The sequence below is a fragment of the Pseudomonas sp. 2hn genome (assembly GCF_019646095.1).
In the GTDB taxonomy this organism is placed as follows: Bacteria; Pseudomonadota; Gammaproteobacteria; order Pseudomonadales; family Pseudomonadaceae; genus Aquipseudomonas; species Aquipseudomonas peradeniyensis.
Map to the genome: position 1 here is coordinate 800,465 of NZ_CP081016.1, position 23,146 is coordinate 823,610.

Below are 23,146 nucleotides of genomic sequence, written 5' to 3' on the forward strand. Positions count from 1 at the left end.
CCGAAACTTGTTTCACTGCCGCCTGGCACATTGCGAGGAGGCGGCTGAACGTTCTAGTTTCGCAGTTCACCGACCGGAAACGCTGCCCGGCAGATGCCCAACCATGGCAGCTCGACAAAGCGAGAGAGCCGATGAACCTGCTTGTTGTCCTGCACAAGTCCCGTGAGACCTATTACGGCGTCACCATTCCCGATGTACCTGGCTGTTTTTCCGCAGGCGCCACGGTCCCCCAGGCACTGGAGAACATTCAGGAGGCGCTGGCGCTGCATTATGAAGGGCTGGTGGCCGATGGCGCGCCCCTGCCGCAGGTGCAGGAAATGGATGTGCATGTGGACAACCCAGAGTATGCAGGCGGCCTCTGGGCGTTGGTGGACTTCGACGCAACGCCATACCTGGGGACGGCGGTACGTTTTAGTGCGACGTTGCCCAGGAACCTGTTGCAACGAATCGACGACAGGGTGAAGCAGGATAATCGCTACGCTTCACGCTCCGCATTCCTGGCTTCGGCGGCGCTGCGCGAACTGGCTGAGGTGTACTGAGCCTGCGCGCCCCGATCATATTCAGACACATCCTCATGGCCCAGACTGGCGTTGAAACCTGCCTCATCATGGGTGTCCAGCGGATGTACCAGGGGCATTACCAACACCAGCGGATCAGCGCAGCGCTGTTCAAGCGCTGCTTCTTCATCGGCCTGGCGCTACTGGGCACGCACCAGTTGATCAGCGGTTAGCGGACGAAGCGCTGAGCATGTCGATCATCTGGATATCAAAGTCGCGCTCCAGGTAATCCATGCGCTTTTCGAAGAACGCGGCCATGTGCGGCAGCGCCGAGTGCACGTCCAGGGCCGCCTTGCTCGCCCAGACCTCGAAGAACACGAACAGGCTCGGGTCTTCCTTGTCGCGCAGCATGTGGTACTCGATGCAGCCCGGCTCCTGGCGGCTGGGTTCGACGTAGGGACGGAACAGTTGTTCGAAGGCCTCGGACTGTTCCGGGCGGGTCTTGGCTTTGAGGATGAAGGCGTGTTGCTCGCTCATGGCAGATCTCGGTAAGTGAGGAGGGTGAGCAGATTCTAAATCAACAATATGTTTACCATTCGTGATTCGCAGGCAAATGTATTTTGCCCTGGACCCGCTGTTTCCCCGCCCCGTGAGTGCCTAACCTGCCGGCAACTTCACTTACAGGGCTGACCCTCCCATGAAAAAGATCCTCCTGCTCAACGGTGGCAAACGCTTCGCCCACTCCGACGGCCGCCTCAACCAGACCCTGCACGACGCCGCGCTGGCCCATCTGGACCGTGCCGGCTTCGATGTGCGGGAAACCTTCATCGACGGTGGCTACGACGTCCAGGCCGAGGTGGAGAAATTCCTCTGGGCCGACGTGGTGATCTACCAGATGCCCGGTTGGTGGATGGGCGCGCCGTGGACGGTGAAGAAGTACATCGACGAGGTGTTCACCGCCGGCCACGGCAGCCTGTATGCCAACGACGGCCGTACCCGCTCCGATGCCTCGCAGAAGTACGGCAGCGGTGGCCTGGTCCAGGGCAAGCAGTACATGCTGTCGCTGACCTGGAACGCGCCCCAGCAGGCGTTCGATGACCCCAGTGACTTCTTCGAAGGCAAGGGCGTGGATGCGGTGTACTTCCCGTTCCACAAGGCCAATCAGTTCCTCGGCATGAGCGGGTTGCCGACCTTCCTCGCCGTCGATGTGATGAAGCGGCCGGATGTGCCGGCGGCGCTGGCGGCGTACGAGCAGCACCTGGACGAGGTGTTCGGCAAGGGTAATTGAGTCGCGGGCCATCGCGGGGCAAGCCCGCTCCCACGAGCCCGCGATGGACTAACTGCTTGCGCATGCCTGGCTCAGCAGCTATCAATCACGGCATTCTCCAATCAGGTCCTTTCGTGTGAAAACTCGCTCCGAAGAACTCCAGGTCTTCGTCGCCGTCATCGACAGCGGCTCGATCTCCGCCGCCGCCGAGCAGATCGGCCAGACCCCGTCGGCCGTCAGCCGCACCCTGTCGCGGCTGGAGGGCAAGCTGGGCACTACCCTGGTCAACCGCACCACCCGGCGCATGGACCTGACCGAGGAAGGGCGCTTCTTTCTCGAGCGCGCGCGGCTGATCCTCGAGCAGATGGACGACATGGAAGAGCGTCTGTCGATGAACCGCCAGACCCCGTCCGGGCGCCTGCGCATCAACGCCGCCGCGCCGTTCATGCTGCACGCGATCCTGCCGTGGATCGGCGAATTCCGCCGGCAATACCCCGGCATCGAACTGGAGTTGAACACCGACGACCTGATCATCGACCTGCTGGAACAGAGTACCGACGTGGCCATCCGCATCGGCGAGCTGTCCGACTCCAGCCTGCATGCCCGCTCGCTGGGCTGCAGCCCGGTGCAGGTGCTCGCCAGCCCCGATTACCTGGCGCGCTACGGCGTACCGCAACGGGTCGAGGATCTCGACCAACATTGCCTGCTCGGCTTCAGCACCTTGGAATCACTCAACCGCTGGCCATTGCGACATGCCCAGGGCGACCACTGGGCGATCCGCCCGCAGTTGCTCGCATCCAGTGGTGAAACCCTGCGTCAGCTGGCGATCGCCGGCGAAGGCATCGTCAGCCTGTCGCATTTCATGACTCACGAGGATATCCGCGCCGGCCGCCTGCAGGTGCTGCTCGGCGAGCACAACAACGGCTATCGCCAGCCGATCCACGCGGTCTACTACCGCAACACCCAGCTGGCCCTGCGCATCCAGTGCTTCCTCGATTTTATCCAGAAGAAGCTGGCCGCCTACGCCTGCTGAGTTGCCTGAACGCGACAGCGTCTGTCCGAAGGCGGCGCGATCCTGCAATGGTGTTTGCTTAGTCGGAGGGCTTCGGCCTTAATGACTGATCAACAAAAACAACACCAAGGAAGTGCGCATGCGTATCGTCATGTTCCAGCCGCTGGCCCTCGGGGTCGCGATCCTGAGCTGTTCCTCCGCCTTTGCCGTAACGCTGGAAGGCGGCGCGGTAGCCGCGCCTGATCAATATGGCGCACAGGTGGCCGCCGACATCCTCAAGAAGGGCGGCAACGCGGTGGACGCCGCCGTCGCCACCGCCTTCACCCTGGCCGTGACCTACCCCGAAGCCGGCAACATCGGCGGCGGCGGCTTCATGACCTTGTTCGTCGACGGCAAGCCCTACTTCCTCGACTACCGCGAAGTGGCGCCGAAGGCCGCGACCAAGACCATGTACCTGGACGACAAGGGCGAGGTGATCGAGAACCTCAGCCTGGTCGGCGTGCGCGCCGCCGGTGTGCCGGGTACGGTGATGGGGCTGTGGGAGGCGCACCAGAAGTTCGGCAAGCTCAAGTGGAGCGAGCTGCTGACGCCTGCCATCGGCTATGCGCAGAACGGCTTCAAGATCGCCCAGAAGCAGTACCAGTACCGCGACGACGCCCAGGGCCTGTTCAAGACCGCCACCAACTTCAACGACTACTTCGGCCACATGAAGGTCGGCGAGCTGTTCAAGCAGCCGGAGCTGGCGCAGACCCTGGAGCGCATCGCCGACAAGGGCGTCAGCGAGTTCTACCAGGGCAAGACCGCCGACCTGCTGGTGGCGCAGATGCAGGCCGACAAGGGCCTGATCACCAAGGATGACCTCAAGGACTACAAGGCCGTGTGGCGCGACCCGATCGCCATCAACTGGCGCGGCAATGTGGTCTACACCGCGCCGCCGCCAAGCTCCGGCGGCGTCGCCCTGGCCCAGCTGCTGGGCATCAAGGAAGACCGCGCGGCGGACTTCAAGGGCGTCGAGCACAACTCGGCCAAGTACATCCACCTGCTGGCCGAGATCGAGAAACGCGTGTTCGCCGACCGCGCCGACTACCTCGGTGACCCGGCCTTCACCAAGGTCCCGGTCGACCAACTGGTGGCCAAGGACTACCTGGCCAAGCGCGCCGCCCAGGTCAACCCGAACGCGATCTCCGAGACCGACAAGGTCAAGCCGGGGCTGGAACCGCACCAGACCACGCACTTCTCCATCGTCGACAAGCAGGGCAACGCGGTGAGCAACACCTACACCCTCAACCTCGACTATGGCAGTGGCGTGGTGGTCAAGGGTGCGGGCTTCCTGCTCAACGACGAGATGGACGACTTCAGCGCCAAGCCGGGGGCGGCCAATGCCTTTGGCGTGGTCGGCGGCGATGCCAACGCCATCGCGCCGGGCAAGCGCATGCTCTCGTCGATGAGCCCGAGCCTGGTGACCCGCGATGGCAAGGTGGCCCTGGTACTGGGCACGCCGGGCGGTTCGCGGATCTTCACCTCGATCTTCCAGGTGATGAACAACCTGTATGACTACGGCATGCCGCTGGAGAAGGCGGTGGCGGCGCAGCGCGTGCATCACCAGTTGCTGCCCAAGGATACGATCTACTTCGACAGCTATGCGCCGCTCACCGGCAAGGTGGCGGACGACCTGAAGAAGATGGGCTACGTGCTGGAAGACCAGGGCTGGGAGATGGGCGACATCCAGGCGATCCGGGTCACCGGGGAGAAGCTGGAGACCGCTTCCGATCCGCGTGGGCGCGGGGTGGGGATGATCGTCAGATAAGGCTGGGGTGAAATGATCGCGGGGCAAGCCCGCTCCCACGGATTGGTGGGAGCGGGCTTGCCCCGCGATGCGTTACAGGGTCAGACGCGGAACTGGCTGACCAGGGTCTGCAGGTGACCACCCAGGCGTGCCAGCTCGACGCTGGAGGCGGCGGTCTCGTCGCTGGCCGCGGCGGTCTGCTCCGACACGTCGCGCACGTTGAGGATGCTGCGGCTGATCTCTTCGGCCACGGCGCTCTGCTGCTCGGCGGCGGCGGCGATCTGCTGGTTCATCGACTGGATGTTCGACACCGTGCGGGTGATGCTCTCCAGCGAACCACCGGCCTTGCGCGCCAGCTCGACGCTGCTGTCGGTCAGGCTGCGGCTGCCGTTCATCACTTCGGCGACCTGTTGGGTACCGTGCTGCAGGCTGGCGATCAGGCCTTCGATCTCTTCGGTGGACTGCTGGGTGCGCTGGGCCAGGCCACGGACCTCGTCGGCCACCACGGCAAAGCCACGACCGGCCTCGCCGGCACGGGCCGCCTCGATGGCGGCGTTGAGCGCCAGCAGGTTGGTCTGCTCGGCCACCGACTTGATCACGTCCATGACGCTGCCGATCTTCTGGCTTTCCTGCTGCAGCAGGGTCATCGCCTCGGTGGAGCGGTGCACTTCATGGGCCAGGCGTTCGATCTGGCTGATGGCTTCACCCACCACCTTGTCGCCGACCCGGGCTTCATCGTCGGCGTTGGTCGCCGCGTGGGAGGCCTGCTCGGCGTTGCGCGCGACTTCCTGGACGGTGGCGGCCATCTCGTGCATGGCGGTGGCCACCTGGTCGGTCTCGACCTTCTGGCTGTTGGCGCCGGCGCTGGTCTGCTCGGTCACCGCCGACAGCTCCTCGGCGGCGCTGGCGATCTGGGTGACGCCGTCGCGGATGCCGGTGATCAGGTCGCGCAGGGTGGTGCCCATGCGGGCGATGCCCTGCTGCAGGGCGCCCAGTTCGTCGCGACGGGTGACACACAGTTCCTGGGTGAGGTCGCCGCTGGCGATGCGGTTGACCACGTCCATGGTCTCGCGCAGCGGGCGGGTGATTTGGCGGGTGATGATGAACGCGGCAAGCACGCCGACCAGCAGCGCCAGCAGGGTGGCGGTGGTCTGCAGGCTGCGGGCCTGGACGCTTTCGTCGTCACGGCGTTCGATCTGGATCTTGTACAGCTCGTCGCTGCGCTTGACGATGTCGGCGCCCTGCACGGTCATTTCGGCACGGGCCACGCCGATGGCGGCGGTGGCGTCGCGGAACTGGCGCACGGCGTCGCGGTAGGCCAGCACGGCGCTTTCGAACTGCTGGATGCGCGAGGCTTCGCCCGGCAGCTGACGCTTGAGGCTGTCGATTTCATTCAGGGCGTTTTCCAGCTGGCGCAGGGCGGCCTGCTCGGCTTCGCTGGTCAGGTCGGCGATGTAGCTGCGTACATCCAGGCGCACTTGCACCAGCTGTTGCTTGGCCTTGCTGATCAGCAGGTACTGGGCCAGGCGGCTGGCATCGCTCTCGGAGCTGGACAGCACGGCGCTGCTGATCGCCTCGATGGCGTCATTGGCGCGGGCTGCGGCCTGGTTCATCGATTCACGGGCAGCGAGGGTGGTCTTGTAGCCTTGGCGCATTTTTTCCAGCGAGATCCGGTATTCGCTGATGCTCTGGCCCTGCTCGCGCAGCAGCTTGAGGTTCTCGGGGCTCTTAAAAGTGTTGACCAGGTGCTGCTGCTGGCTGCCGAAGGCGTCGAGCTTGGCCTGGACATTGGCCGCCGAGGCGTCGTCGCCGTTGGTCAGCATCCACTGCAGGCGGGCCACGCGCAGGTTGGTCAGGTCACTGTTGAGCTGGGTGATGTCGCTCATCCAGTTGCTGCGGTCGATGAGGCTGCCCAGGCTGTTCCAGCCGGTCAGGGCCAGCAGGCCGGTCAGGACCAGGACCAGGCCGAAGCCCAGGCCGAGTTTGAGGTTGACGCTGATATTGGCGAACCAACTGTTCATGCACGCTCTCCCAGAGAATGATTTCGCTCACTTGATCTCAAAAGCTGGGCGTTGTTGTTGTCAGATAGCCCGCAGATTTGTGTAGGACTTATCGGCAAAGCAGGGAGAAGCTGAAACGCTTTTTCAGCAAATTTGTAACTTGTTGAATACGTTTGTGTTTTTGATGTGGTCAATCGCGGGGGCACACCCAGTGCGCACCGGCGGGCGCGCACTGGGCTGCGCGTGATATCAAAGGCTACGCGCGCTGAAGGTGTCGCATTGGTTCACGTCGCCACTGGAAAACCCGGCCTTGAACCAGCGCACACGCTGTTGCGAAGTACCGTGGGTGAACGAGTCGGGTACGACCCGGCCTTGCCCCTGCTGCTGCAGGCGATCGTCACCGATGGCATTGGCGGCGTTCAGCGCCTCTTCCACATCCCCCGGCTCCAGCCAGTTCAGGCGTTTCTGCGCCTGGTAGGCCCAGACCCCGGCCAGGCAGTCAGCCTGCAGTTCCTGGCGTACCAGCAGGCCGTTGTCGCCTTCCATGCGCTGGCCATTGCGGCGCGCGGCGTCGACCTTGGCCGAGACGCCGAGCAGGGTCTGCACGTGGTGGCCGATTTCGTGGGCGATCACGTAGGCCTGGGCGAAGTCGCCGGCGGCCTTGAAGCGGGTTTCCATTTCGCGGAAGAAGGTCATGTCCAGGTACACGCGCTGGTCACCCGGGCAGTAGAACGGCCCGACCGCCGACGAGGCGAAGCCGCAGGCGGAATTGACCTGGCCACTGAACAGCACCAGCTTGGGATCGCGGTACTGCTTGCCGGCCTGGGCGAACAGCGCCTTCCAGGTGTCCTCGGTGTCGCCGAGGATCGAGGCGACGAACTCGGCCTGCTCGTCGTTGGCCGGCGGGGCCTTGCCGTCGACGTTGGCCGGTGCGGTCTGCTGCTGCTCCATCTGCCCGGCCAGCTGGCCGAGGATCTGCAACGGGTCCTGCCCGGTGAGCCAGCCGATGCCGACGATCAGCAGGATGGCGCCGAGCCCCAGGCCCTTGCCGCCGCCGAAGCGCATGCCGCCGCCGCCCCCTTCGCCGCGGGCATCGACCACGTTGTCGCTGCGTCGGCCTTTTCGCCATTCCATGTAGAGCTCTCCGGTTTGTGAAACATGAAGTCAAAGATTAGTTCAGCGCTGCCACCGGCGTCGCCTCGGTCGCTGATGCATAACCAAATGGTTATGGCTAAGACCGCTGAATTCAATATTCATCCCGATTGGCCTGCCGGAAACTGCAAGTCCGCCTGGCACGCCCAGGCGCTCGACAATTCCAAGAGAGGAAACCGGCATGCCCGCCCAGGACACCAGCCGCTTCGTGATCCGTGATCGCAACTGGCACCCCAAGGCCTTCACCCCCGACTACAAGACCTCGGTGGCGCGTTCGCCGCGCCAGGCGCTGGTCAGCATCCCGCAGTCGATCAGCGAAAGTACCGGCCCGGACTTTTCCCATCTGCGCTTCGGCGAGCACGACCACGACCTGCTGCTCAACTTCAGCCACGGCGGCCTGCCGATCGGCGAGCGCATCATCGTCGCCGGGCGCGTTGTCGACCAGTATGGCAAACCGGTGCCCAATACCTTGGTGGAGATGTGGCAGGCCAATGCCGGCGGCCGCTACCGGCACAAGAACGACCGCTACCTGGCGCCGCTGGACCCGAACTTCGGCGGTGTCGGCCGTTGCCTGACCGACCGCGACGGCTATTACAGCTTCCGCACCATCAAGCCCGGTCCGTACCCGTGGCGCAACGGCCCCAACGACTGGCGCCCGGCGCATATCCACTTCTCCGTCAGCGGGCCGTCGATCGCCACCAAGCTGATCACCCAGCTGTACTTCGAGGGCGATCCGCTGATTCCGCTGTGCCCGATCGTCAAGTCGATCGCCAACCCCGAGGCGGTCCAGCGGCTGATCGCCAGGCTCGACATGAGCCACGCCAACCCCATGGATTGCCTGGCCTACCGCTTCGACATCGTCCTGCGCGGCCAGCGCCAGACCCACTTCGAAAACCGCTGAGGAGGCCCGTCATGCCTATCGAACTGCTGCCGGAAACCCCTTCGCAGACCGCCGGCCCCTACGTGCACATCGGCCTGGCCCTGGAGGCGGCGGGTAACCCGACCCGCGACCAGGAAATCTGGAACCGCCTGGCCAGGCCGGATGCGCCGGGCGAGCATATCCTCTTGCTCGGCCAGGTGTACGACGGCAACGGCCACCTGGTGCGCGATTCGTTCCTGGAAATCTGGCAGGCCGATGCCGATGGCCACTACCAGGATGAATTCAACCTGGAGAACGCTTTCAACAGCTTCGGTCGTACCGCGACCACCTTCGACGCCGGCGAATGGACGCTGCACACGGTCAAGCCGGGTGTGGTGAACAATGCCGCGGGCGTGCCGATGGCGCCGCACATCAACATCAGCCTGTTTGCCCGGGGGATCAACATCCACCTGCATACCCGGCTGTACTTCGATGACGAGGGCGAGGCGAACGCCCGGTGCCCGGTGCTCAACCTGATCGAGCAGCCGCAGCGGCGCGAGACGCTGATCGCCAGGCGTTGCGAGGTGGAGGGGAAGACGGCGTATCGTTTCGACATCCGTATCCAGGGGGAAGGGGAGACGGTGTTCTTCGATTTCTGAAGGCCTTTACGCGATCTCTGTAGGAGATCGCCCAGCCCTTCGGGCTACGCTGTCGCGCATGGAACAGAGTTCCAGCGTGGGAGCGGGCTTGCCCCGCGATCACCGGCGTAGCCGGTGCCAAACGCCGCATCGCGGGGCAAGCCCGCTCCCACGCTCCAGTCAAATCAAAGAGTTGTGTTTTGTTCCATGAGAGCGGCCTTGCCGAGGCGTCGGACCGGCCGGAAAGGGCCGCAGAGCGGCCCCGGCGATTGATGTGTAAACGCTGAAATCCAGGGGTCGCTACGCGACCCTTTCGCGGCACAAGGCCGCTCCTACACACATACAGCGTGTAGGAGCCTGCCCTGCGGGCGTTTCAGCGCCGAACCAGCAGGACGCCGCTTTCCATATGGTGGGTATATGGGAACTGGTCAAACAGCGCGCAGCGCTCGATACGGTGGGTATCGTGCAGTTGGGCGATGTTCTGCGCCAGGGTTTGCGGGTTGCACGAGATGTACAAGATGCGCTCGAAGCGGCGGGTCAGCTCGCAGGTGTCCGGGTCCATGCCGGCGCGCGGCGGGTCGACGAACACGGTGCCGAAGTCGTAGCTTTTCAGGTCGATCCCTTCCAGGCGGCGGAACGGTCGGACCTCGTTCAGCGCCTGGGTCAGCTCCTCGGCCGACAGGCGCACCAGGCGCACGTTGTCCACGCCGTTCTCGTCGAGGTTGTGCAAGGCAGCGTTGACTGAGGTCTTGCTGATCTCGGTGGCCAGCACCTGGCGCGCGCGGGTGGCCAGCGGCAGGGTGAAGTTGCCGTTGCCGCAGTACAGCTCCAGCAGGTCGTCCTGGCGCTCGCCCATGGCCTCGAAGGCCCAGCCGAGCATCTTCTGGTTCACCGCGCCGTTGGGCTGGGTGAAGGCGCCTTCGGGCTGGCGATAGCTGAAGGTGCGCCCGGCGATGTCGAGTTTCTCCACGGCGTAGTCACGGCCGATCACCACGCGCTTGCCCTTGGAGCGGCCGATCACGCTGACGTTCAGGTCGCTGGCCAGTTGCTGCGCGGCCGCTTCCCAGGCTTCGTCCAGAGGGCGGTGATAGCACAGGGTGACCATTGCGTCACCGGCCAGGGTGGTGAGGAACTCGACCTGGAACAAGCGATTGTCGAGTGCCTCGTTGCCCTGCCAGGCGGCCTTCAGGCGTGGCATCAGTTCATTGATGCGCTCGCTGGCGATGGGGAAGTCGTCGATCAGGATCGCCTTGTGCTTCTCGCCCGGCGCAAACATCGCGTAATGGCGCTGGCCGTCCTCGCGCCACAGGCGGAACTCGGCGCGCAGGCGATAGTGCTCGCGCGGCGAGTCGAATACCGCCGGCTCCGGCGCGCCAAACGGTGCCAGCAGCTCGCGCAGGCGGGCGGCCTTGGCCGCCAGTTGCGCGTCGTATTGGGAAGGATCCAGGACAGCACTCATGCGGGGAACCAGCCCAGCTTGATGACGAACAGGATCGACAGGATCACCAGCGCCGGGTTCAGGTCGCGGTGACGGCCGGAGATCAGCTTGATGGCGGTCCAGGCGATGAAGCCGAAGGCGATGCCGTTGGCGATCGAGTAGGTCAGCGGCATGGCCAGGGCGGTCACCACCACCGGCGCGGCTTCGGTGACGTCATCCCAGTTGATCTCGGCCAGGCCCGAGGCCATCAGCACGGCGACGAACAGCAGCGCCGGCGCGGTGGCGAAGGCCGGCACGCTGCCGGCCAGCGGGGCGAAGAACAGCGCCAGCAGGAACAGCACGGCGACCACGATGGCGGTCAGGCCGGTGCGCCCGCCGGCGCTCACGCCCGCCGCCGACTCGATGTAGCTGGTGGTGGTCGAGGTGCCCAGCAGGGAACCGGCCATGGCGGCGGTACTGTCGGCAATCAGGGCGCGGCCCATCTTCGGCATGTGGCCGTCCTTGCCCATCAGGCCGGCGCGCTTGGCCACGCCGATCAGGGTGCCGGAGTTGTCGAACAGGTCGACGAACAGGAAGGCGAAGATCACGCTGATCAGGCCGACGTCGAGGGCGCCGGCGATGTCCAGCTGCAGGAAGGTCGGGGCCAGCGACGGCGGCATCGAGACCACGCCGCCGAACGGGGTGACGCCCACCGCGATCGAGGCCACGGTCACCGCCAGGATGCCGATCAGCACCGCGCCGCGGACCTTCAGCGACTCGAGGGCGACAATCAGGAAGAAGCCCAGGGTGGCGAGGATCGGCGCCGGTTTGCTGAGGTCGCCCAGGCCCACCAGGGTGGCCGGGTTATCGACGACGATGCCCGCATTATGCAGGGCGATCAGCGCCAGGAACAGGCCGATGCCGGCGGCGATCGCCGAGCGCAGCGGCAGCGGGATGCTGTTCACGATCCACTCGCGGATGCGGAAGATCGACAGCAGGAAGAACAGCACCGCCGAGAGGAACACCGCGCCCAGCGCCACCTGCCAGGTGTGGCCCATGTGCAGGACCACGGTGTAGGTGAAGAAGGCGTTCAGGCCCATGCCCGGCGCCAGGGCGATCGGGTAGTTGGCGATGATGCCCATGGTCACCGAGCCGATGGCCGCGGCCAGGCACGTGGCGACGAACAGCGCGCCCTTGTCCATGCCGGTCTCGCCGAGGATGCTCGGGTTGACGAACAGGATGTAGGCCATGGCCAGGAAGGTGGTGACGCCCGCGAGAATCTCGGTGCGCACATTGGTGTCGTGTGCTTTTAGTTGAAACAGCCTTTCCAGCATGCCTGCTCCCCGGGCGCCCTCGCGCCGTGAATGTATCGACCCCAACAGCAAAGCACAGACCGTACCGGATACCGTGGTTTTGTGTGGGGCGGAAAAAAGCCGCGCATCATACCAGCAAGGATGGCGGGGGCCTATGGCCATTGGGGAGAGGGTTTTTCTGTAGCCTGTGCCGGCCCTTTCGCGGGTAAACCCGCTCCCACAGGTATTTCACAGGCCCTGAGGGCGGCGCGATCCCTGTGGGAGCGGGTTTACCCGCGAAGAGGCCGGTACAGGCAAACGATCAGTTGTTATGCATCCGGTCCCGATGGGTAAGCGTCGGGAACAGCTTCATCCACACCCCGGTCACCACCAGCGTGCCCACGCCACCGAGCACCACCGCTGGCACTGTGCCAAACCAGTGCGCGGTAACACCTGACTCGAACTCGCCGAGCTGGTTCGAGGCACCGATGAACAGCCCGTTCACCGCGCTCACCCGGCCACGCATCTCGTCCGGCGTCTCCAGTTGCACGAAGGCGCTGCGGATGACCATGCTGATCATGTCCGCCGCGCCCAGCACCACCAGTACCGCCAGGGAGAACCAGAACGAAGTGGACAGGCCGAAAGCGATGGTCGCCACGCCAAATATGCCCACTGCGGTGAACATGGTCAGACCCACCTTGCGCTCCACCGGAAAGCGCGCCAGCCACAACGACATCAGCAATGCCCCGACGGCGGGCGCCGAGCGCAACAGGCCCAGGCCCCAGGCGCCGGTCAGCAGGATGTCCTTGGCGAACACCGGCAGCAGCGCGGTGGCGCCGCCGAGCAGCACGGCGAACAGGTCCAGCGAGATCGCGCCGAGGATATCCGGACGACTGCGGATGAAGCGGATCCCGGCCAGCAGCGAGTCGAGGCTGGCCCTGCCTGGCTGCGGCTGCTGCCGACGGGCATCGAGGCTCAGGGTCAAAAGGCAGGCAATGAGATAGAGGACTACGGTCGGACCGTAGACCCAGGTGCTGCCGAGGGCGTAGAGCAGGCCGCCCACCGCCGGGGCGACGATGGTCGCCGCCTGGGACGCCGATGCAGAGGCCGCCACCGCACGCGGGAACAGCCCGGGTGGCACCACGTTGGGCAGCAGGGCCTGGGTCGCCGGCATCTCGAACGAGCGGGCGGCACCCAGCAGGAAGGCCAGCACGAAGATCAGCTCTCGGCTGACGTTGTCGGTAAAGCTGCCCACGGCCAGCGCCAGGGCGATCAGCGCCTGCAGGGTCTGGCACAGGGCGGCGACCTTGCGCCGGTCGTAGCGGTCGGCGACATGCCCGGTGTGCAGCATGAACAGCACCCGCGGGGCGAACTCGACCAGCCCGACCAGGCCCAGGTCGAGCACATTGCCGGTGAGCTGGTAGAGGTGCCAGCCGATGGCCACGGTAAGCATCTGGAAGCCGCTGGCGGTGAATACGCGGGCCAGCCAGAAGGCGAGGAAGGGGCGGTGATGGCGCAGTAATTGCGGGGCGGAATCGGACATCGGGGAGCCTGCAGCCTCGGAGATAGAGGGGCCAGCAGAGTAACATCTGTTTGTAACAAATAGTTGCTGAAAGCCGCGCGGATCAACTTCTCACACGCTAAAAAAGAGGGTGAGGCAACAGGTCACGCGGCAATCGACCACACATCCGGATGGGTCATTCGGGACTATGCTTCCATTCAGTCGTTGATCTGGATCAATCGTTCCAGATGCAACGATCTTGGCCCTTGGGCCGGAATCCCCGCGATCGAACAGAACAATTCCAACGCGCCGCACTCGATACCCGTGGGGGCAGTGGGCGACAGGCCACGAGCCCGGTCGCCGGATTACCTGAAGAGGAAGCACCATGTTCGGATTGGAAGCCTTAGAGCTCGCCCGAATCCAGTTTGCCTTTACCGTGTCCTTTCACATCCTGTTCCCGGCCATCACCATTGGCCTGGCGAGCTACCTGGCGGTCCTCGAAGGCCTTTGGCTGAAGACCGCCGACAACACCTACCGTGACCTCTACCACTTCTGGTCGAAGATCTTCGCCGTCAACTTCGGCATGGGCGTGGTCTCGGGCCTGGTCATGGCCTACCAGTTCGGCACCAACTGGAGCCAGTTCTCCGACTTTGCCGGGTCCATCACCGGTCCATTACTTACTTACGAGGTCTTGACCGCCTTCTTCCTCGAGGCCGGTTTCCTTGGCGTCATGCTGTTCGGCTGGAATCGAGTCGGCCGTGGCCTGCACTTCTTCGCCACGTGCATGGTGGCGCTGGGCACGCTGGTGTCGACGTTCTGGATCCTCGCCTCCAACAGCTGGATGCAGACGCCCCAGGGCTACGAGATCGTCAATGGCCAGGTGATCCCGGTGGACTGGTTCGCGGTGATCTTCAACCCGTCCTTCCCCTACCGGCTGATGCACATGGCCACCGCGGCCTTCGTCGCCACCGCGTTCTTCGTCGGCGCCTCGGCCGCCTGGCACCTGCTGCGCGGGCGCGACAACCCGGCGGTGCGCAAGATGCTGTCGATGGCCATGTGGATGGCGTTGATCGTCGCGCCGGTGCAGGCGGTGATCGGTGACTTCCATGGCTTGAACACCCTCAAGCACCAGCCGGTGAAGATCGCGGCCATCGAAGGCCATTGGGAGAACAAGCCCGGCGAGCCGACCCCGCTGATTCTGTTCGGCATTCCCGACATGCAGGCCGAGACCACGCGCTTCAAGGTCGAGATCCCGGCGCTCGGCAGCCTGATCCTCACCCACAGCCTGGACAAGCAGGTCCCGGCGATGAAGGACTTCCCACCTGAGGATCGACCCAACTCGACCATCGTATTCTGGTCGTTCCGGGTCATGGTCGGGCTGGGCATGCTGATGATCTTCGTTGGCCTGTGGAGCCTCTGGCTGCGTAAGCGTGGCACTTTGTACAGTTGCCGGCCATTCCTGCATCTGGCCTTGTGGATGGGGCCATCCGGATTGATCGCCATCCTGGCAGGGTGGTTCACCACGGAAATCGGTCGCCAGCCATGGGTTGTCTACGGCCTGATGCGTACCGCCGATGGCGTGTCCAACCACAGCTATACGCAACTTGGCTTCACCCTGGTGATGTTCGTGGTGGTCTATTTCGCCCTGTTCGGTACTGGGCTCGGCTACATGATGCGTCTGGTGCGCAAAGGTCCGCACACAGGCGAGGGCGACACGCAGCCCCCCGGAGGCCCTGGCCAGAAACGCACGCCGGCGCGGCCACTGTCCGCCGCCGATGATGGCCATGAGGCCGAGTCCAGCAGCCTGAGCAAGGGGAACTGAGATGGGTATCGATCTTCCGCTGATCTGGGCCGTGATCATCATCTTCGGCGTCATGATGTACGTGGTGATGGATGGTTTCGACCTGGGAATCGGCATGCTCTTCCCGTTCGTCCAGGACGAGCGGGACCGTGATGTGATGATGAACACCGTCGCCCCGGTATGGGACGGCAACGAGACCTGGCTGGTGCTGGGCGGCGCGGCGTTGTTCGGCGCCTTCCCGCTGGCCTACTCGGTGGTGCTGGAGGCGCTGTACCTGCCGTTGATCCTGATGCTGGTGGGCCTGATCTTCCGTGGCGTGGCCTTCGAGTTTCGCTTCAAGGCCCGGGCCAACAAACGCCATATCTGGGACAAGGCGTTCATCTGGGGGTCGCTGGTGGCGACCTTCTTCCAGGGCGTGGCCCTGGGTGCCTTCATCGAGGGCTTCAAGGTGGTCGACCGCAAGTTCGTAGGCGGCACCCTGGACTGGCTGACGCCGTTCACGCTGTTCAGCGGCCTGGGCCTGATCGTCGCCTACACCCTGCTGGGCTGCACCTGGCTGATCATGAAGACCGAAGGGCCGTTGCAGCAGAAGATGCACGACATGGCTCGCCCCCTGGCGCTGGTGCTGCTGGCGGTGATCGGCATCGTCAGCCTGTGGACGCCGATCGCCTACCCGCAGATCGCCGAGCGCTGGTTCAGCATGCCCAACCTGGTCTGGTTCATGCCGGTGCCGATCCTGGTGCTGGTGACCTTCTACGGCCTGCTGCGGGCGGTGGCGCGCAATGCCCATTACACGCCGTTCCTGCTGACCCTGGTGCTGATCTTCCTGGGCTACAGCGGGCTGGGCATCAGCCTGTGGCCGAACATCATTCCGCCGTCGATCAGCATCTGGGACGCTGCGGCGCCGCCGCAGAGCCAGGGCTTCATGTTGGTGGGCACGCTGTTCATCCTGCCGTTCATCCTTGGCTACACCTACTGGAGCTACTACGTGTTCCGCGGCAAGGTGACCCATGAAGACGGCTATCACTAGGAGCGCATCGTGATGAACGTCGAAGAGAAAAAGCCGCTGTGGCAACGCCTGGGTTGGCTGGTGCTGATCTGGGGGCTGAGCGTGGCGGCGCTTGGGGTGGTGGCTTATGGCATGCGCATGTTCATGAGTGCGGCAGGCCTTAGTACTCACTAGGTTGCAAGGGCTGCCTTGCAGCCCGATCGCGGGGCAAGCCCGCTCCTACAGTACCAGTAGGGGCGGGCTTTTTTCGTTTACTTGAGGGCGCTTATTTACGGGCTTTGAGCACCACGAACTTCGGCGTCGCCGCCACCTGCTCGACCCCTCGGAACAGCCGCGCCAGCTTGCTGTGATAGCCCAGGTGGCGGTTGCCGACGATGTACAGCGCCCCACCGACTTCCAGCGCCTCCCGGGCCTGTTGGAACATGCGCCAGGCGAGGAAGTCGCCGACCACCTGTTGCTGGTGGAATGGCGGGTTGCACAGCACCACGTCCAGCGATTGTTTCTCCTGGCCGGCCAGACCATCCGCGGCCCTGATCGTCACTTCGCGCCCGCCCAGCGCCGCCTGCCAGTTCTCCCGTGCCGACTGCACCGCCATGTACGACTCGTCGACCAGAGTGAACTGCGCATCCGGGTTGGCCAGGGCGCAAGCGATCGCCAGCACGCCATTGCCACAGCCCAGATCGGCGACCCGGACGCGGCCCAGGTCCCGTGGCAGGTGTGGCAGGAAGGCGCGGGTGCCGATGTCCAGGCCTTCGCGGCAGAACACGTTGGCGTGGTTGAGCAGTTCCAGGGCCGGGCTGTCCAGAAGGTAGCGGCTGGGGTAGGGGGAGCGTGCGGCCGGGCGTTCGGCGACGGTGGCGATCAGCAGACGGGCCTTCTTCTGCGCCAGCGAAGCCTGGACCGGGCCGATGTACTTCTCCATCAGGTCGCCGGCGGCGCGGGGCAGGTGCTTGATCATGGCCCCGGCGATCACCTGGGCGCCGGGCGCCAGTTGGCCCTGCAGGCGGATCAGCTGTTCCTCGAGCAGGGCCAGGGTCTTGGGCACGCGCACCAGCACGCGGTCGAACGGGCCTTGGAAGGTCTCGCTGGCCGGGATGAAGGGCACGCTGTCGAACGGCTTGCCGTTACCCGCCAGGTTCTTCTCCAGGGCCAGGTGCGCCAGGTGCGAGTCGCCGCTGCTGCTCACCTGCACATGCCCTGCGAGGCTCGCGGCCAGGGCGCCGAAGCTGTCGTTGAGCACCAGCACCTTGCAGCTCGCCTGCGGTGCCTGGGCGGCCAGGTGTTCCAGCAGGTACTGGTCGGCGGCGTCGAAGGCCAGCAGCGGGTCGTTGGCCTGGGCCGGCTGGCGGATCAGGTCGAGGTCGGCGAAGGGGCTGTTGAACAGGGGCATGGCGTACGGCTCAAGGTGGTGCTGGTCATCGCGGGGCGCGATGGACATGAGGTACGCGATTCTACAGATTTCGAGCCATTATCTGGGACTGATCTGTTTGGATTCGATCAGCTTGGCGACGGCATGGGTTTTATTGGCGGCGTTTGTCTTCTCGATGGAACTGCGGATATGGAAGTTCACAGTGCTGGTCGATAAACGCAGGATCTTGGCAATGTCCTCGGCAATTTTGCCTTTCGCGCACCAGTCCATCACTTCCAGTTCACGCACGCTGAGTCCGTAGAGGTGAGTCAGGTGATATTCGCTGAGCAGCGAGTGCAACGTGTTGCACAGCCACATCGTCGCAGCGCACTTTTCGTAGTGTTCTTCGTCGTCGATGGCGCGGGAACGCCGGGACACGCTCAAGTGGCTTTCGTTATGCCGCAGGTCATGCGTTGACTGGGTCCAGCCGTAGGTCAGCCCGTGCGCATGAGCTTCCTCGCGCAGGTGTGGGACGTCGCGGAAGAGATCGTCGCTCCAGACAAAAGGCAGCTCGCCAAGGTGGCACTTTAATATTGTCGGATCCATACTGATGAAATTCTCGTTCTGGTAACGATCATTCCAGCTTTTGGGGTAGTTATTGTAGAGAATTACCTGTGGACCCTTGGCGCAAGCATGCAGATGCAGCGTCAGCCCCAGATACTCCATGTCGAGCTTCTGTATCAGGTCCACGGCGCATGCGAAAATCTGCTTGGGCTCGCGCTCGTCCAGCAATTGCTGGAGATCTTCCGTCTTCCAGTGTGGCATCGATGAAGCTCCCTTCTGCTTCTCGCTGGATCCAATGTAGGTAACGCACGAAGCGAAGTGTAGGAAATCCCCTAACTCTGTGCTGGGTTTTTTTGTTATAGCTGGCGTATTTTCTTAGCTGATTGCGCGCAGTCCCAGGCGATACCTTACAAACCGACGGTGTTTATCTCCGCTGCTTTGCGCGACACTACGCGCATCTGTTCCATGGAGCCCGTCATGACCGCCAGCGCCGACAAATATACCCGCCAGACCCTGCTCGACGTCCAGCCCCTGACGCCCAACCTGTTTTCCCTGCGTGTTACCCGTGATGCCGGATTCCGCTTCCGCGCCGGGCAGTTCGCCCGCCTGGGCGTGAGCAAGGCCGATGGCAGCGTCGCCTGGCGCGCCTATTCCATGGTCAGCGCGCCCCACGACGAGTTCCTCGACTTCTTCTCCATCGTGGTGCCGGGAGGCGAGTTCACCAGTGAGCTGAGCCGCCTGGGCGAGGGCGACACCCTGCTGATCGACCGCCAGGCGTTCGGTTACCTGACCCTGGACCGTTTCGTCGGTGGTCGCGACCTGTGGCTGCTGGCCACCGGCACCGGCATTGCGCCGTTCATGTCGATCCTGCAGGACTTCGAGGCCTGGGAGCGCTTCGACAACATCAAGCTGGTGTACTCGGTGCGCGAGGCGAAGGAGCTGGCGTACGTGGACGAGATCGCCGCGCTGGAGCAACGCGACTACCTGGCGGAGTTCGCGGGCAAGTTACAGTTCATACCTGTGGTCACCCGAGAGCAACATCCGGGCGCATTGAATGCGCGGATCACCACGCTGATCGAGAACGGTGAGCTGGAAAAGGCGGCGGGGCTTGAGCTGTCGCCGGAGCATTCGCGGATCATGCTGTGCGGCAACCCGCAGATGATCGACGAGACGCGCAAGGTGCTCAAGGCGCGTGACCTGCAGCTGAGCCTGAGCAAGCGGCCGGGGCAGGTGGCGGTGGAGAACTACTGGTAAGGCACAACAGCGCCTGTTGGATCGTCGTCACTGGGGCCGCCGCAAAGCGGCCCCAGCCGTTTTGTGCTTCAGGGCTGGCGGTTCTGCGCCTTGAGCAGGTCGCGAATCTCGGTCAGCAGGGTTTCCTCGGCGCTTGGCACTGGCGGTGCGGTCGGTGCCACGGCCTCTTCGCGCTTGAGGCGGTTGATCACCTTCACGCCCATGAAGATGGCGAAGGCGACGATGATGAAGTCGAGGATGGTCTGGATGAATTTGCCATAGGCCATTACCACTGCCGGCACATCGCCTTCGGCGGCCTTGAGCGTGATCGCCAGGTCGCTGAAGTCCACGCCGCCGATCAGCAGGCCGATGGGGGGCATGATCACGTCGCCGACAAAGGAAGAGACGATCTTGCCGAACGCCGCGCCGATGATGATACCTACCGCCATGTCGACGACATTTCCCTTGACCGCGAAGGCCTTGAATTCACTGAGCATGCCCATGCTGTATTCCTTTGTTACGAATGGAGAGAGGTAAACGCAGTGTAAGCCACTAAAACGCTTCATGCGTGACGTTCGCAGCTACAGACTGTGTTTAGCGCGAATAGTTTGGTCGCCCGCCGCGGCCTCCGGGACACGTCCGTGTTCGGCTATCATGGCGGTTTTTTCCAGGAGACCCGCCCATGGCCAAGGCCAAGCGTTTGTATGGCTGCACAGAGTGCGGCGCGACCTTCCCCAAATGGGCCGGCCAGTGCGCTGACTGCGGGGCCTGGAACACCCTGGTCGAGACCATGATCGAGAGCGGCGGCGCCGCGGCGCCGAGCGGACGTGCCGGCTGGACCGGGCAGCAGGCACAGATCAAGACCCTGGCCGAAGTCAGCGTCGAGGAGATCCCGCGCTTCACCACCAGCAGCACCGAACTCGACCGCGTGCTCGGCGGAGGCCTGGTGGACGGCTCGGTGGTGCTGATCGGCGGTGACCCGGGGATCGGCAAGTCCACCATCCTCCTGCAAACCCTGTGCAACATCGCCACGCAGATGCCGGCGCTCTATGTCACCGGCGAGGAGTCGCAGCAGCAGGTGGCCATGCGTTCCCGGCGCCTGGGGCTGCCCCAGGACCAGCTCAAGGTCATGACCGAAACCTGCATCGAGACCATCATCGCCACCGCCCGCCAGGAAAAACCGCGAGTAATGGTCATCGACTCGATCCAGACTATCTTCACCGAGCAGTTGCAGTCGGCCCCGGGCGGTGTCGCCCAGGTGCGCGAGAGCACGGCGTTGCTGGTGCGCTACGCCAAGCAGAGCGGCACGGCGATCTTCCTGGTCGGCCACGTCACCAAGGAAGGCTCGCTGGCCGGGCCTCGGGTGCTCGAGCACATGGTCGATACCGTGCTGTATTTCGAGGGCGAGTCCGATGGCCGCCTGCGCCTGCTGCGCGCGGTAAAGAACCGCTTCGGCGCGGTCAACGAACTGGGTGTGTTCGGCATGACCGACCGTGGTCTGAAGGAAGTCTCCAACCCGTCGGCGATCTTCCTCAATCGCACCCAGGAAGAAGTACCTGGCAGCGTGGTCATGGCCACCTGGGAAGGTACCCGGCCGATGCTGGTGGAGGTCCAGGCATTGGTCGACGACAGCCACCTTGCCAACCCGCGACGGGTGACCCTGGGCCTGGACCAGAACCGCCTGGCCATGCTGCTGGCGGTGCTGCACCGGCACGGCGGTATTCCCACCCATGACCAGGACGTGTTCCTCAACGTCGTTGGCGGCGTGAAGGTGCTCGAAACCGCCTCGGACCTGGCGTTGCTGGCCGCGGTCATGTCGAGCCTGCGCAATCGTCCGTTGGCCCATGGCCTGCTGGTGTTCGGCGAGATCGGCCTGTCGGGCGAGGTGCGCCCGGTACCCAGTGGCCAGGAGCGCCTGAAAGAGGCGGCCAAGCATGGCTTCAAGCGCGCCATCGTGCCCAAGGGCAATGCGCCGAAGGAAGCGCCCGCCGGGTTGCAGGTGATTGCCGTGACCCGTCTGGAACAGGCGCTGGATGCACTCTTCGAATAATGCTGTTTCTTGCAAGTGATTCTCAATAACCAGTAGCATACCGCCACCTTGCGACCACCCCATGGAGAGCGTGTGGCGGAGTTCGACCTCAAGCGGCTGTTCACAAAGCACGCGAAAAATCTTCAGGGCCTGCTCTCGCGCAAGGTGCGCGACCCGCAGCTGGCGGCCGACTTGGTGCAGGACAGTTTCCTGCGCCTGGCCGAGCAGCAACGTCACGAGCCGATCGAAAACGCCCAGGCCTACCTGTACCGCACGGCGCACAACCTGATGATCGATCACGTGCGCCAGCAGCAGCGGCGCAAGACCGACACGGTGCCCCATGAAGCCTTCGAGGCGATCGTCGAGGACGGCCCCGGGCTCGAGGAGCAGGCCGTGCGCGAGCAGCACCTGCGTCGCCTGCAGGCGATCCTCGGCGAGCTGCCTGAACGCACCCGGGAAATCTTTCGCCTCAACCGCCTGGAAGGCATGACCCACGCCGAGGTCGCCCGGCACCTGGGGATCTCCGACAGCTCGGTGCAAAAGCATCTGGCCAAGGCCCTGGCCTATGTGATGCAGTGCCTGCAGGAAACCGAATGACCAACGGTTTACTGACAAATGCCGCCTCAGACGTCAGCCCAGACATAACCAGATCGCGAGAGAACCGTGTGAGCAGCCAGAACGAGCAAGCCATCCGCGAGCAGGCCGCCGAGTGGGTGGTACTGCAGCAGGCCGGTCCCCTGGGCCCGGCGCAGCAGCACGCCTTGGACCAGTGGTGCGCCAGCGATCCCCGGCACGCCCGTGCCTATGGGTTCGCCCAGGCCACCTGGGCTGACCTTGGGCTATTGGCAAGCTTGCCCGCCGTCTCGAGCGCTCGCCCCACGACTCCCCTCCAGGGCAGCCCGATGCGGCGACGGCGGCCTCGGTTGCGCCGGGCTGTCGCCAGCGCGGCGGCGCTGTTGCTGGCCGTGCTGGCCGTGCAGCAAGGGCCGCAGGCCTGGCTAGGCTGGCGCGCGGACTACCTCACGGGTATCGGCGAGGTGCGTCGGGTGACCCTGCCCGATGGCAGCCAGGTCGAACTGGACAGCCGCAGCGCCGTCCAGCTTGCCTTCGACGATCAAGAACGCCGCGTGCGCCTGTTGTCCGGTGAGGCCATCTTCACTGCCGTACCGGTCACGTCCCGGGACGCACGCCCATTCGTGGTCGAATACGCCGGGGCTACCAGCCGCGCCCTCGGTACACGCTTCGTGGTTGGCGCGGCGGGTGAGGGGGGCTGGGTCGGCATGCTGGAGCACAGCGTCGCGGTCGACCTGCAGGTGCCGCCGTTGCAGGGGCAGGCCAGTCAGTTACTGGAGCAGGGCGAGAGCCTGCGCTATGACCAGCACAAGGGGGTACGACCCTGGCCGGGTCACGATCTGCGGCGAGCCACGGACTGGCAGCGCGGCGTGCTGGTATTCGAACGCCAGCCGCTCGCCGAGGTGGTCGCCCGGCTCAATCGCTACCGTGCAGGCCGGCTGGTAGTCGCCAGTGACGCACTGGCCCGGCGTGAGGTCAGCGGCGTATTCCGCCTCGACCAGCTAGGCACCGCCCCGGTGGTGCTCGGTGACGAGCTCAAGGCCCGGCTGATCAAGCTTCCAGGCTTGGCCGTGCTGTACTGAATGCGGCTTCGGCAAAATACTTTCAATTTTATTTACTGACTTTTCCTGCGCAGCACGTCTGATTGTTGAGATTGATTTTCATTACT

22 protein-coding genes and 2 pseudogenes are annotated in these 23,146 nt (G+C 64.3%); 14 read left to right on the forward strand and 10 right to left on the reverse strand.

What is annotated here, in order from left to right:
- The first annotated feature begins 131 nt into the window (after nt 1-131).
- Both K2O50_RS03750 and K2O50_RS03755 read left to right on the forward strand, forming a co-directional pair.
- Entirely contained in the window at nt 132-539 is a 408-nt protein-coding gene (locus tag K2O50_RS03750) for a type II toxin-antitoxin system HicB family antitoxin (protein WP_028691320.1), read from the forward strand.
- Between the two features lie 101 nt (nt 540-640).
- Nucleotides 641-730, forward strand: a pseudogene (locus K2O50_RS03755) (sulfite exporter TauE/SafE family protein); the annotation flags it as partial.
- Here the strand turns inward: K2O50_RS03755 and K2O50_RS03760 are convergent.
- Nucleotides 720-1,034 (reverse strand): putative quinol monooxygenase, encoded by a 315-nt coding sequence (locus K2O50_RS03760; protein ID WP_050706936.1) that lies wholly within the window; start codon nt 1,032-1,034, stop codon nt 720-722. The pseudogene K2O50_RS03755 and the gene K2O50_RS03760 overlap by 11 nt on opposite strands.
- Nucleotides 1,035-1,194: 160 nt before the next feature.
- Here K2O50_RS03760 and K2O50_RS03765 point away from each other — a divergent pair, with 160 nt between their 5' ends.
- The 3 genes from K2O50_RS03765 (at nt 1,195) to ggt (ending at nt 4,583) form a co-directional block, all read left to right on the forward strand.
- The gene (locus tag K2O50_RS03765; RefSeq protein ID WP_050706935.1) at nt 1,195-1,785 is read left to right on the forward strand and encodes an NAD(P)H-dependent oxidoreductase; all 591 of its coding nucleotides are present in this window, start codon (nt 1,195-1,197) and stop codon (nt 1,783-1,785) included.
- Nucleotides 1,786-1,900: 115 nt separating this feature from the next.
- A complete protein-coding gene (locus tag K2O50_RS03770; protein WP_050706934.1) occupies nt 1,901-2,797 on the forward strand; it encodes a LysR family transcriptional regulator in 897 nt (298 codons plus the stop codon).
- Nucleotides 2,798-2,915: 118 nt separating this feature from the next.
- Nucleotides 2,916-4,583: a gamma-glutamyltransferase gene (gene ggt / locus K2O50_RS03775; RefSeq protein WP_050706933.1), complete on the forward strand. Its 1,668-nt coding sequence runs from the start codon at nt 2,916-2,918 to the stop codon at nt 4,581-4,583.
- Between the two features lie 80 nt (nt 4,584-4,663).
- On the opposite strand, the gene K2O50_RS26840 is transcribed toward ggt, so the two are convergent.
- The 3 genes and pseudogenes from K2O50_RS26840 to K2O50_RS03785 all read right to left on the reverse strand — a co-directional run bounded on the left by K2O50_RS26840 (nt 4,664) and on the right by K2O50_RS03785 (nt 7,696).
- Nucleotides 4,664-5,527, reverse strand: coding sequence for a methyl-accepting chemotaxis protein (locus K2O50_RS26840; RefSeq protein ID WP_371877790.1), 864 nt, complete (start codon nt 5,525-5,527; stop codon nt 4,664-4,666).
- Nucleotides 5,528-5,566: 39 nt separating this feature from the next.
- Nucleotides 5,567-6,448, reverse strand: a pseudogene (locus K2O50_RS26845) (methyl-accepting chemotaxis protein); the annotation flags it as partial.
- A gap of 363 nt (nt 6,449-6,811) precedes the next feature.
- Nucleotides 6,812-7,696, reverse strand: a complete 885-nt coding sequence (locus K2O50_RS03785; protein WP_050706931.1) for a neutral zinc metallopeptidase — start codon at nt 7,694-7,696, stop codon at nt 6,812-6,814.
- Nucleotides 7,697-7,895: 199 nt separating this feature from the next.
- Between K2O50_RS03785 and pcaH the strand changes: the two genes are divergently transcribed.
- Together pcaH and pcaG are read left to right on the forward strand one after the other, a co-directional pair.
- Nucleotides 7,896-8,615, forward strand: coding sequence for a protocatechuate 3,4-dioxygenase subunit beta (gene pcaH, locus K2O50_RS03790; RefSeq protein ID WP_050706930.1), 720 nt, complete (start codon nt 7,896-7,898; stop codon nt 8,613-8,615).
- Between the two features lie 11 nt (nt 8,616-8,626).
- Nucleotides 8,627-9,232, forward strand: coding sequence for a protocatechuate 3,4-dioxygenase subunit alpha (gene pcaG / locus K2O50_RS03795; protein ID WP_050706929.1), 606 nt, complete (start codon nt 8,627-8,629; stop codon nt 9,230-9,232).
- Between the two features lie 352 nt (nt 9,233-9,584).
- Here the strand turns inward: pcaG and trmA are convergent, their stop codons facing one another.
- The 3 genes from trmA to K2O50_RS03810 all read right to left on the reverse strand — a co-directional run bounded on the left by trmA (nt 9,585) and on the right by K2O50_RS03810 (nt 13,463).
- The gene (gene trmA / locus K2O50_RS03800) at nt 9,585-10,670 is read right to left on the reverse strand and encodes a tRNA (uridine(54)-C5)-methyltransferase TrmA (protein WP_050706927.1); all 1,086 of its coding nucleotides are present in this window, start codon (nt 10,668-10,670) and stop codon (nt 9,585-9,587) included.
- A complete protein-coding gene (locus K2O50_RS03805) occupies nt 10,667-11,962 on the reverse strand; it encodes an NCS2 family permease (RefSeq protein ID WP_050706926.1) in 1,296 nt (431 codons plus the stop codon). The genes trmA and K2O50_RS03805 overlap by 4 nt, the downstream gene beginning before the upstream one ends.
- 280 nt (nt 11,963-12,242) lie before the next feature.
- Nucleotides 12,243-13,463, reverse strand: coding sequence for an MFS transporter (locus K2O50_RS03810; RefSeq protein WP_050706925.1), 1,221 nt, complete (start codon nt 13,461-13,463; stop codon nt 12,243-12,245).
- A 343-nt stretch (nt 13,464-13,806) separates the two neighbouring features.
- On the opposite strand from K2O50_RS03810, the gene K2O50_RS03815 reads away from it, so the two are divergent.
- From K2O50_RS03815 to K2O50_RS03825, 3 genes are read left to right on the forward strand one after another with little or no spacing between them, the layout of a single operon-like run.
- Nucleotides 13,807-15,243, forward strand: a complete 1,437-nt coding sequence (locus tag K2O50_RS03815) for a cytochrome ubiquinol oxidase subunit I (protein ID WP_050706924.1) — start codon at nt 13,807-13,809, stop codon at nt 15,241-15,243.
- Nucleotide 15,244: 1 nt separating this feature from the next.
- Nucleotides 15,245-16,252, forward strand: a complete 1,008-nt coding sequence (gene cydB, locus K2O50_RS03820; protein ID WP_050706923.1) for a cytochrome d ubiquinol oxidase subunit II — start codon at nt 15,245-15,247, stop codon at nt 16,250-16,252.
- A gap of 12 nt (nt 16,253-16,264) precedes the next feature.
- The gene (locus tag K2O50_RS03825) at nt 16,265-16,405 is read left to right on the forward strand and encodes a DUF2474 domain-containing protein (RefSeq protein WP_036986195.1); all 141 of its coding nucleotides are present in this window, start codon (nt 16,265-16,267) and stop codon (nt 16,403-16,405) included.
- 91 nt (nt 16,406-16,496) lie between these two features.
- Here the strand turns inward: K2O50_RS03825 and K2O50_RS03830 are convergent, their stop codons facing one another.
- Together K2O50_RS03830 and K2O50_RS03835 are read right to left on the reverse strand one after the other, a co-directional pair.
- Entirely contained in the window at nt 16,497-17,621 is a 1,125-nt protein-coding gene (locus K2O50_RS03830; RefSeq protein ID WP_050706928.1) for a methyltransferase, read from the reverse strand.
- 78 nt (nt 17,622-17,699) lie between these two features.
- Entirely contained in the window at nt 17,700-18,404 is a 705-nt protein-coding gene (locus tag K2O50_RS03835; RefSeq protein WP_050706922.1) for an autoinducer binding domain-containing protein, read from the reverse strand.
- A 216-nt stretch (nt 18,405-18,620) separates the two neighbouring features.
- Between K2O50_RS03835 and K2O50_RS03840 the strand changes: the two genes are divergently transcribed.
- Nucleotides 18,621-19,397 (forward strand): ferredoxin--NADP reductase, encoded by a 777-nt coding sequence (locus tag K2O50_RS03840; protein WP_050706921.1) that lies wholly within the window; start codon nt 18,621-18,623, stop codon nt 19,395-19,397.
- 68 nt (nt 19,398-19,465) lie between these two features.
- Here the strand turns inward: K2O50_RS03840 and mscL are convergent, their stop codons facing one another.
- A complete protein-coding gene (mscL, locus tag K2O50_RS03845; protein WP_050706920.1) occupies nt 19,466-19,879 on the reverse strand; it encodes a large-conductance mechanosensitive channel protein MscL in 414 nt (137 codons plus the stop codon).
- 179 nt (nt 19,880-20,058) lie between these two features.
- Here mscL and radA point away from each other — a divergent pair, with 179 nt between their 5' ends.
- The 3 genes from radA (at nt 20,059) to K2O50_RS03860 (ending at nt 23,060) form a co-directional block, all read left to right on the forward strand.
- Entirely contained in the window at nt 20,059-21,426 is a 1,368-nt protein-coding gene (gene radA / locus K2O50_RS03850) for a DNA repair protein RadA (protein ID WP_050706919.1), read from the forward strand.
- A 72-nt stretch (nt 21,427-21,498) separates the two neighbouring features.
- Entirely contained in the window at nt 21,499-22,002 is a 504-nt protein-coding gene (locus K2O50_RS03855) for an RNA polymerase sigma factor (protein WP_050706918.1), read from the forward strand.
- 68 nt (nt 22,003-22,070) lie between these two features.
- A complete protein-coding gene (locus K2O50_RS03860) occupies nt 22,071-23,060 on the forward strand; it encodes a FecR domain-containing protein (protein ID WP_050706917.1) in 990 nt (329 codons plus the stop codon).
- The last annotated feature ends 86 nt before the right edge of the window (nt 23,061-23,146 follow it).

Coding starts and splice junctions, on each gene's coding strand:
- K2O50_RS03815 (WP_050706924.1), top strand. CDS start 13,807: ATGTTCGGATTGGAAGCCTTAGAGCTCGCCCGAATCCAGTTTGCCTTT.
- pcaH (WP_050706930.1), top strand. CDS start 7,896: ATGCCCGCCCAGGACACCAGCCGCTTCGTGATCCGTGATCGCAACTGG.
- mscL (WP_050706920.1), bottom strand. CDS start 19,879: ATGGGCATGCTCAGTGAATTCAAGGCCTTCGCGGTCAAGGGAAATGTC.
- K2O50_RS03805 (WP_050706926.1), bottom strand. CDS start 11,962: ATGCTGGAAAGGCTGTTTCAACTAAAAGCACACGACACCAATGTGCGC.
- trmA (WP_050706927.1), bottom strand. CDS start 10,670: ATGAGTGCTGTCCTGGATCCTTCCCAATACGACGCGCAACTGGCGGCC.
- K2O50_RS03825 (WP_036986195.1), top strand. CDS start 16,265: ATGAACGTCGAAGAGAAAAAGCCGCTGTGGCAACGCCTGGGTTGGCTG.
- K2O50_RS03785 (WP_050706931.1), bottom strand. CDS start 7,696: ATGGAATGGCGAAAAGGCCGACGCAGCGACAACGTGGTCGATGCCCGC.
- K2O50_RS03760 (WP_050706936.1), bottom strand. CDS start 1,034: ATGAGCGAGCAACACGCCTTCATCCTCAAAGCCAAGACCCGCCCGGAA.
- cydB (WP_050706923.1), top strand. CDS start 15,245: ATGGGTATCGATCTTCCGCTGATCTGGGCCGTGATCATCATCTTCGGC.
- pcaG (WP_050706929.1), top strand. CDS start 8,627: ATGCCTATCGAACTGCTGCCGGAAACCCCTTCGCAGACCGCCGGCCCC.
- ggt (WP_050706933.1), top strand. CDS start 2,916: ATGCGTATCGTCATGTTCCAGCCGCTGGCCCTCGGGGTCGCGATCCTG.
- K2O50_RS03750 (WP_028691320.1), top strand. CDS start 132: ATGAACCTGCTTGTTGTCCTGCACAAGTCCCGTGAGACCTATTACGGC.
- K2O50_RS03840 (WP_050706921.1), top strand. CDS start 18,621: ATGACCGCCAGCGCCGACAAATATACCCGCCAGACCCTGCTCGACGTC.
- radA (WP_050706919.1), top strand. CDS start 20,059: ATGGCCAAGGCCAAGCGTTTGTATGGCTGCACAGAGTGCGGCGCGACC.
- K2O50_RS03765 (WP_050706935.1), top strand. CDS start 1,195: ATGAAAAAGATCCTCCTGCTCAACGGTGGCAAACGCTTCGCCCACTCC.
- K2O50_RS03830 (WP_050706928.1), bottom strand. CDS start 17,621: ATGCCCCTGTTCAACAGCCCCTTCGCCGACCTCGACCTGATCCGCCAG.
- K2O50_RS03810 (WP_050706925.1), bottom strand. CDS start 13,463: ATGTCCGATTCCGCCCCGCAATTACTGCGCCATCACCGCCCCTTCCTC.
- K2O50_RS03835 (WP_050706922.1), bottom strand. CDS start 18,404: ATGCCACACTGGAAGACGGAAGATCTCCAGCAATTGCTGGACGAGCGC.
- K2O50_RS26840 (WP_371877790.1), bottom strand. CDS start 5,527: ATGGGCACCACCCTGCGCGACCTGATCACCGGCATCCGCGACGGCGTC.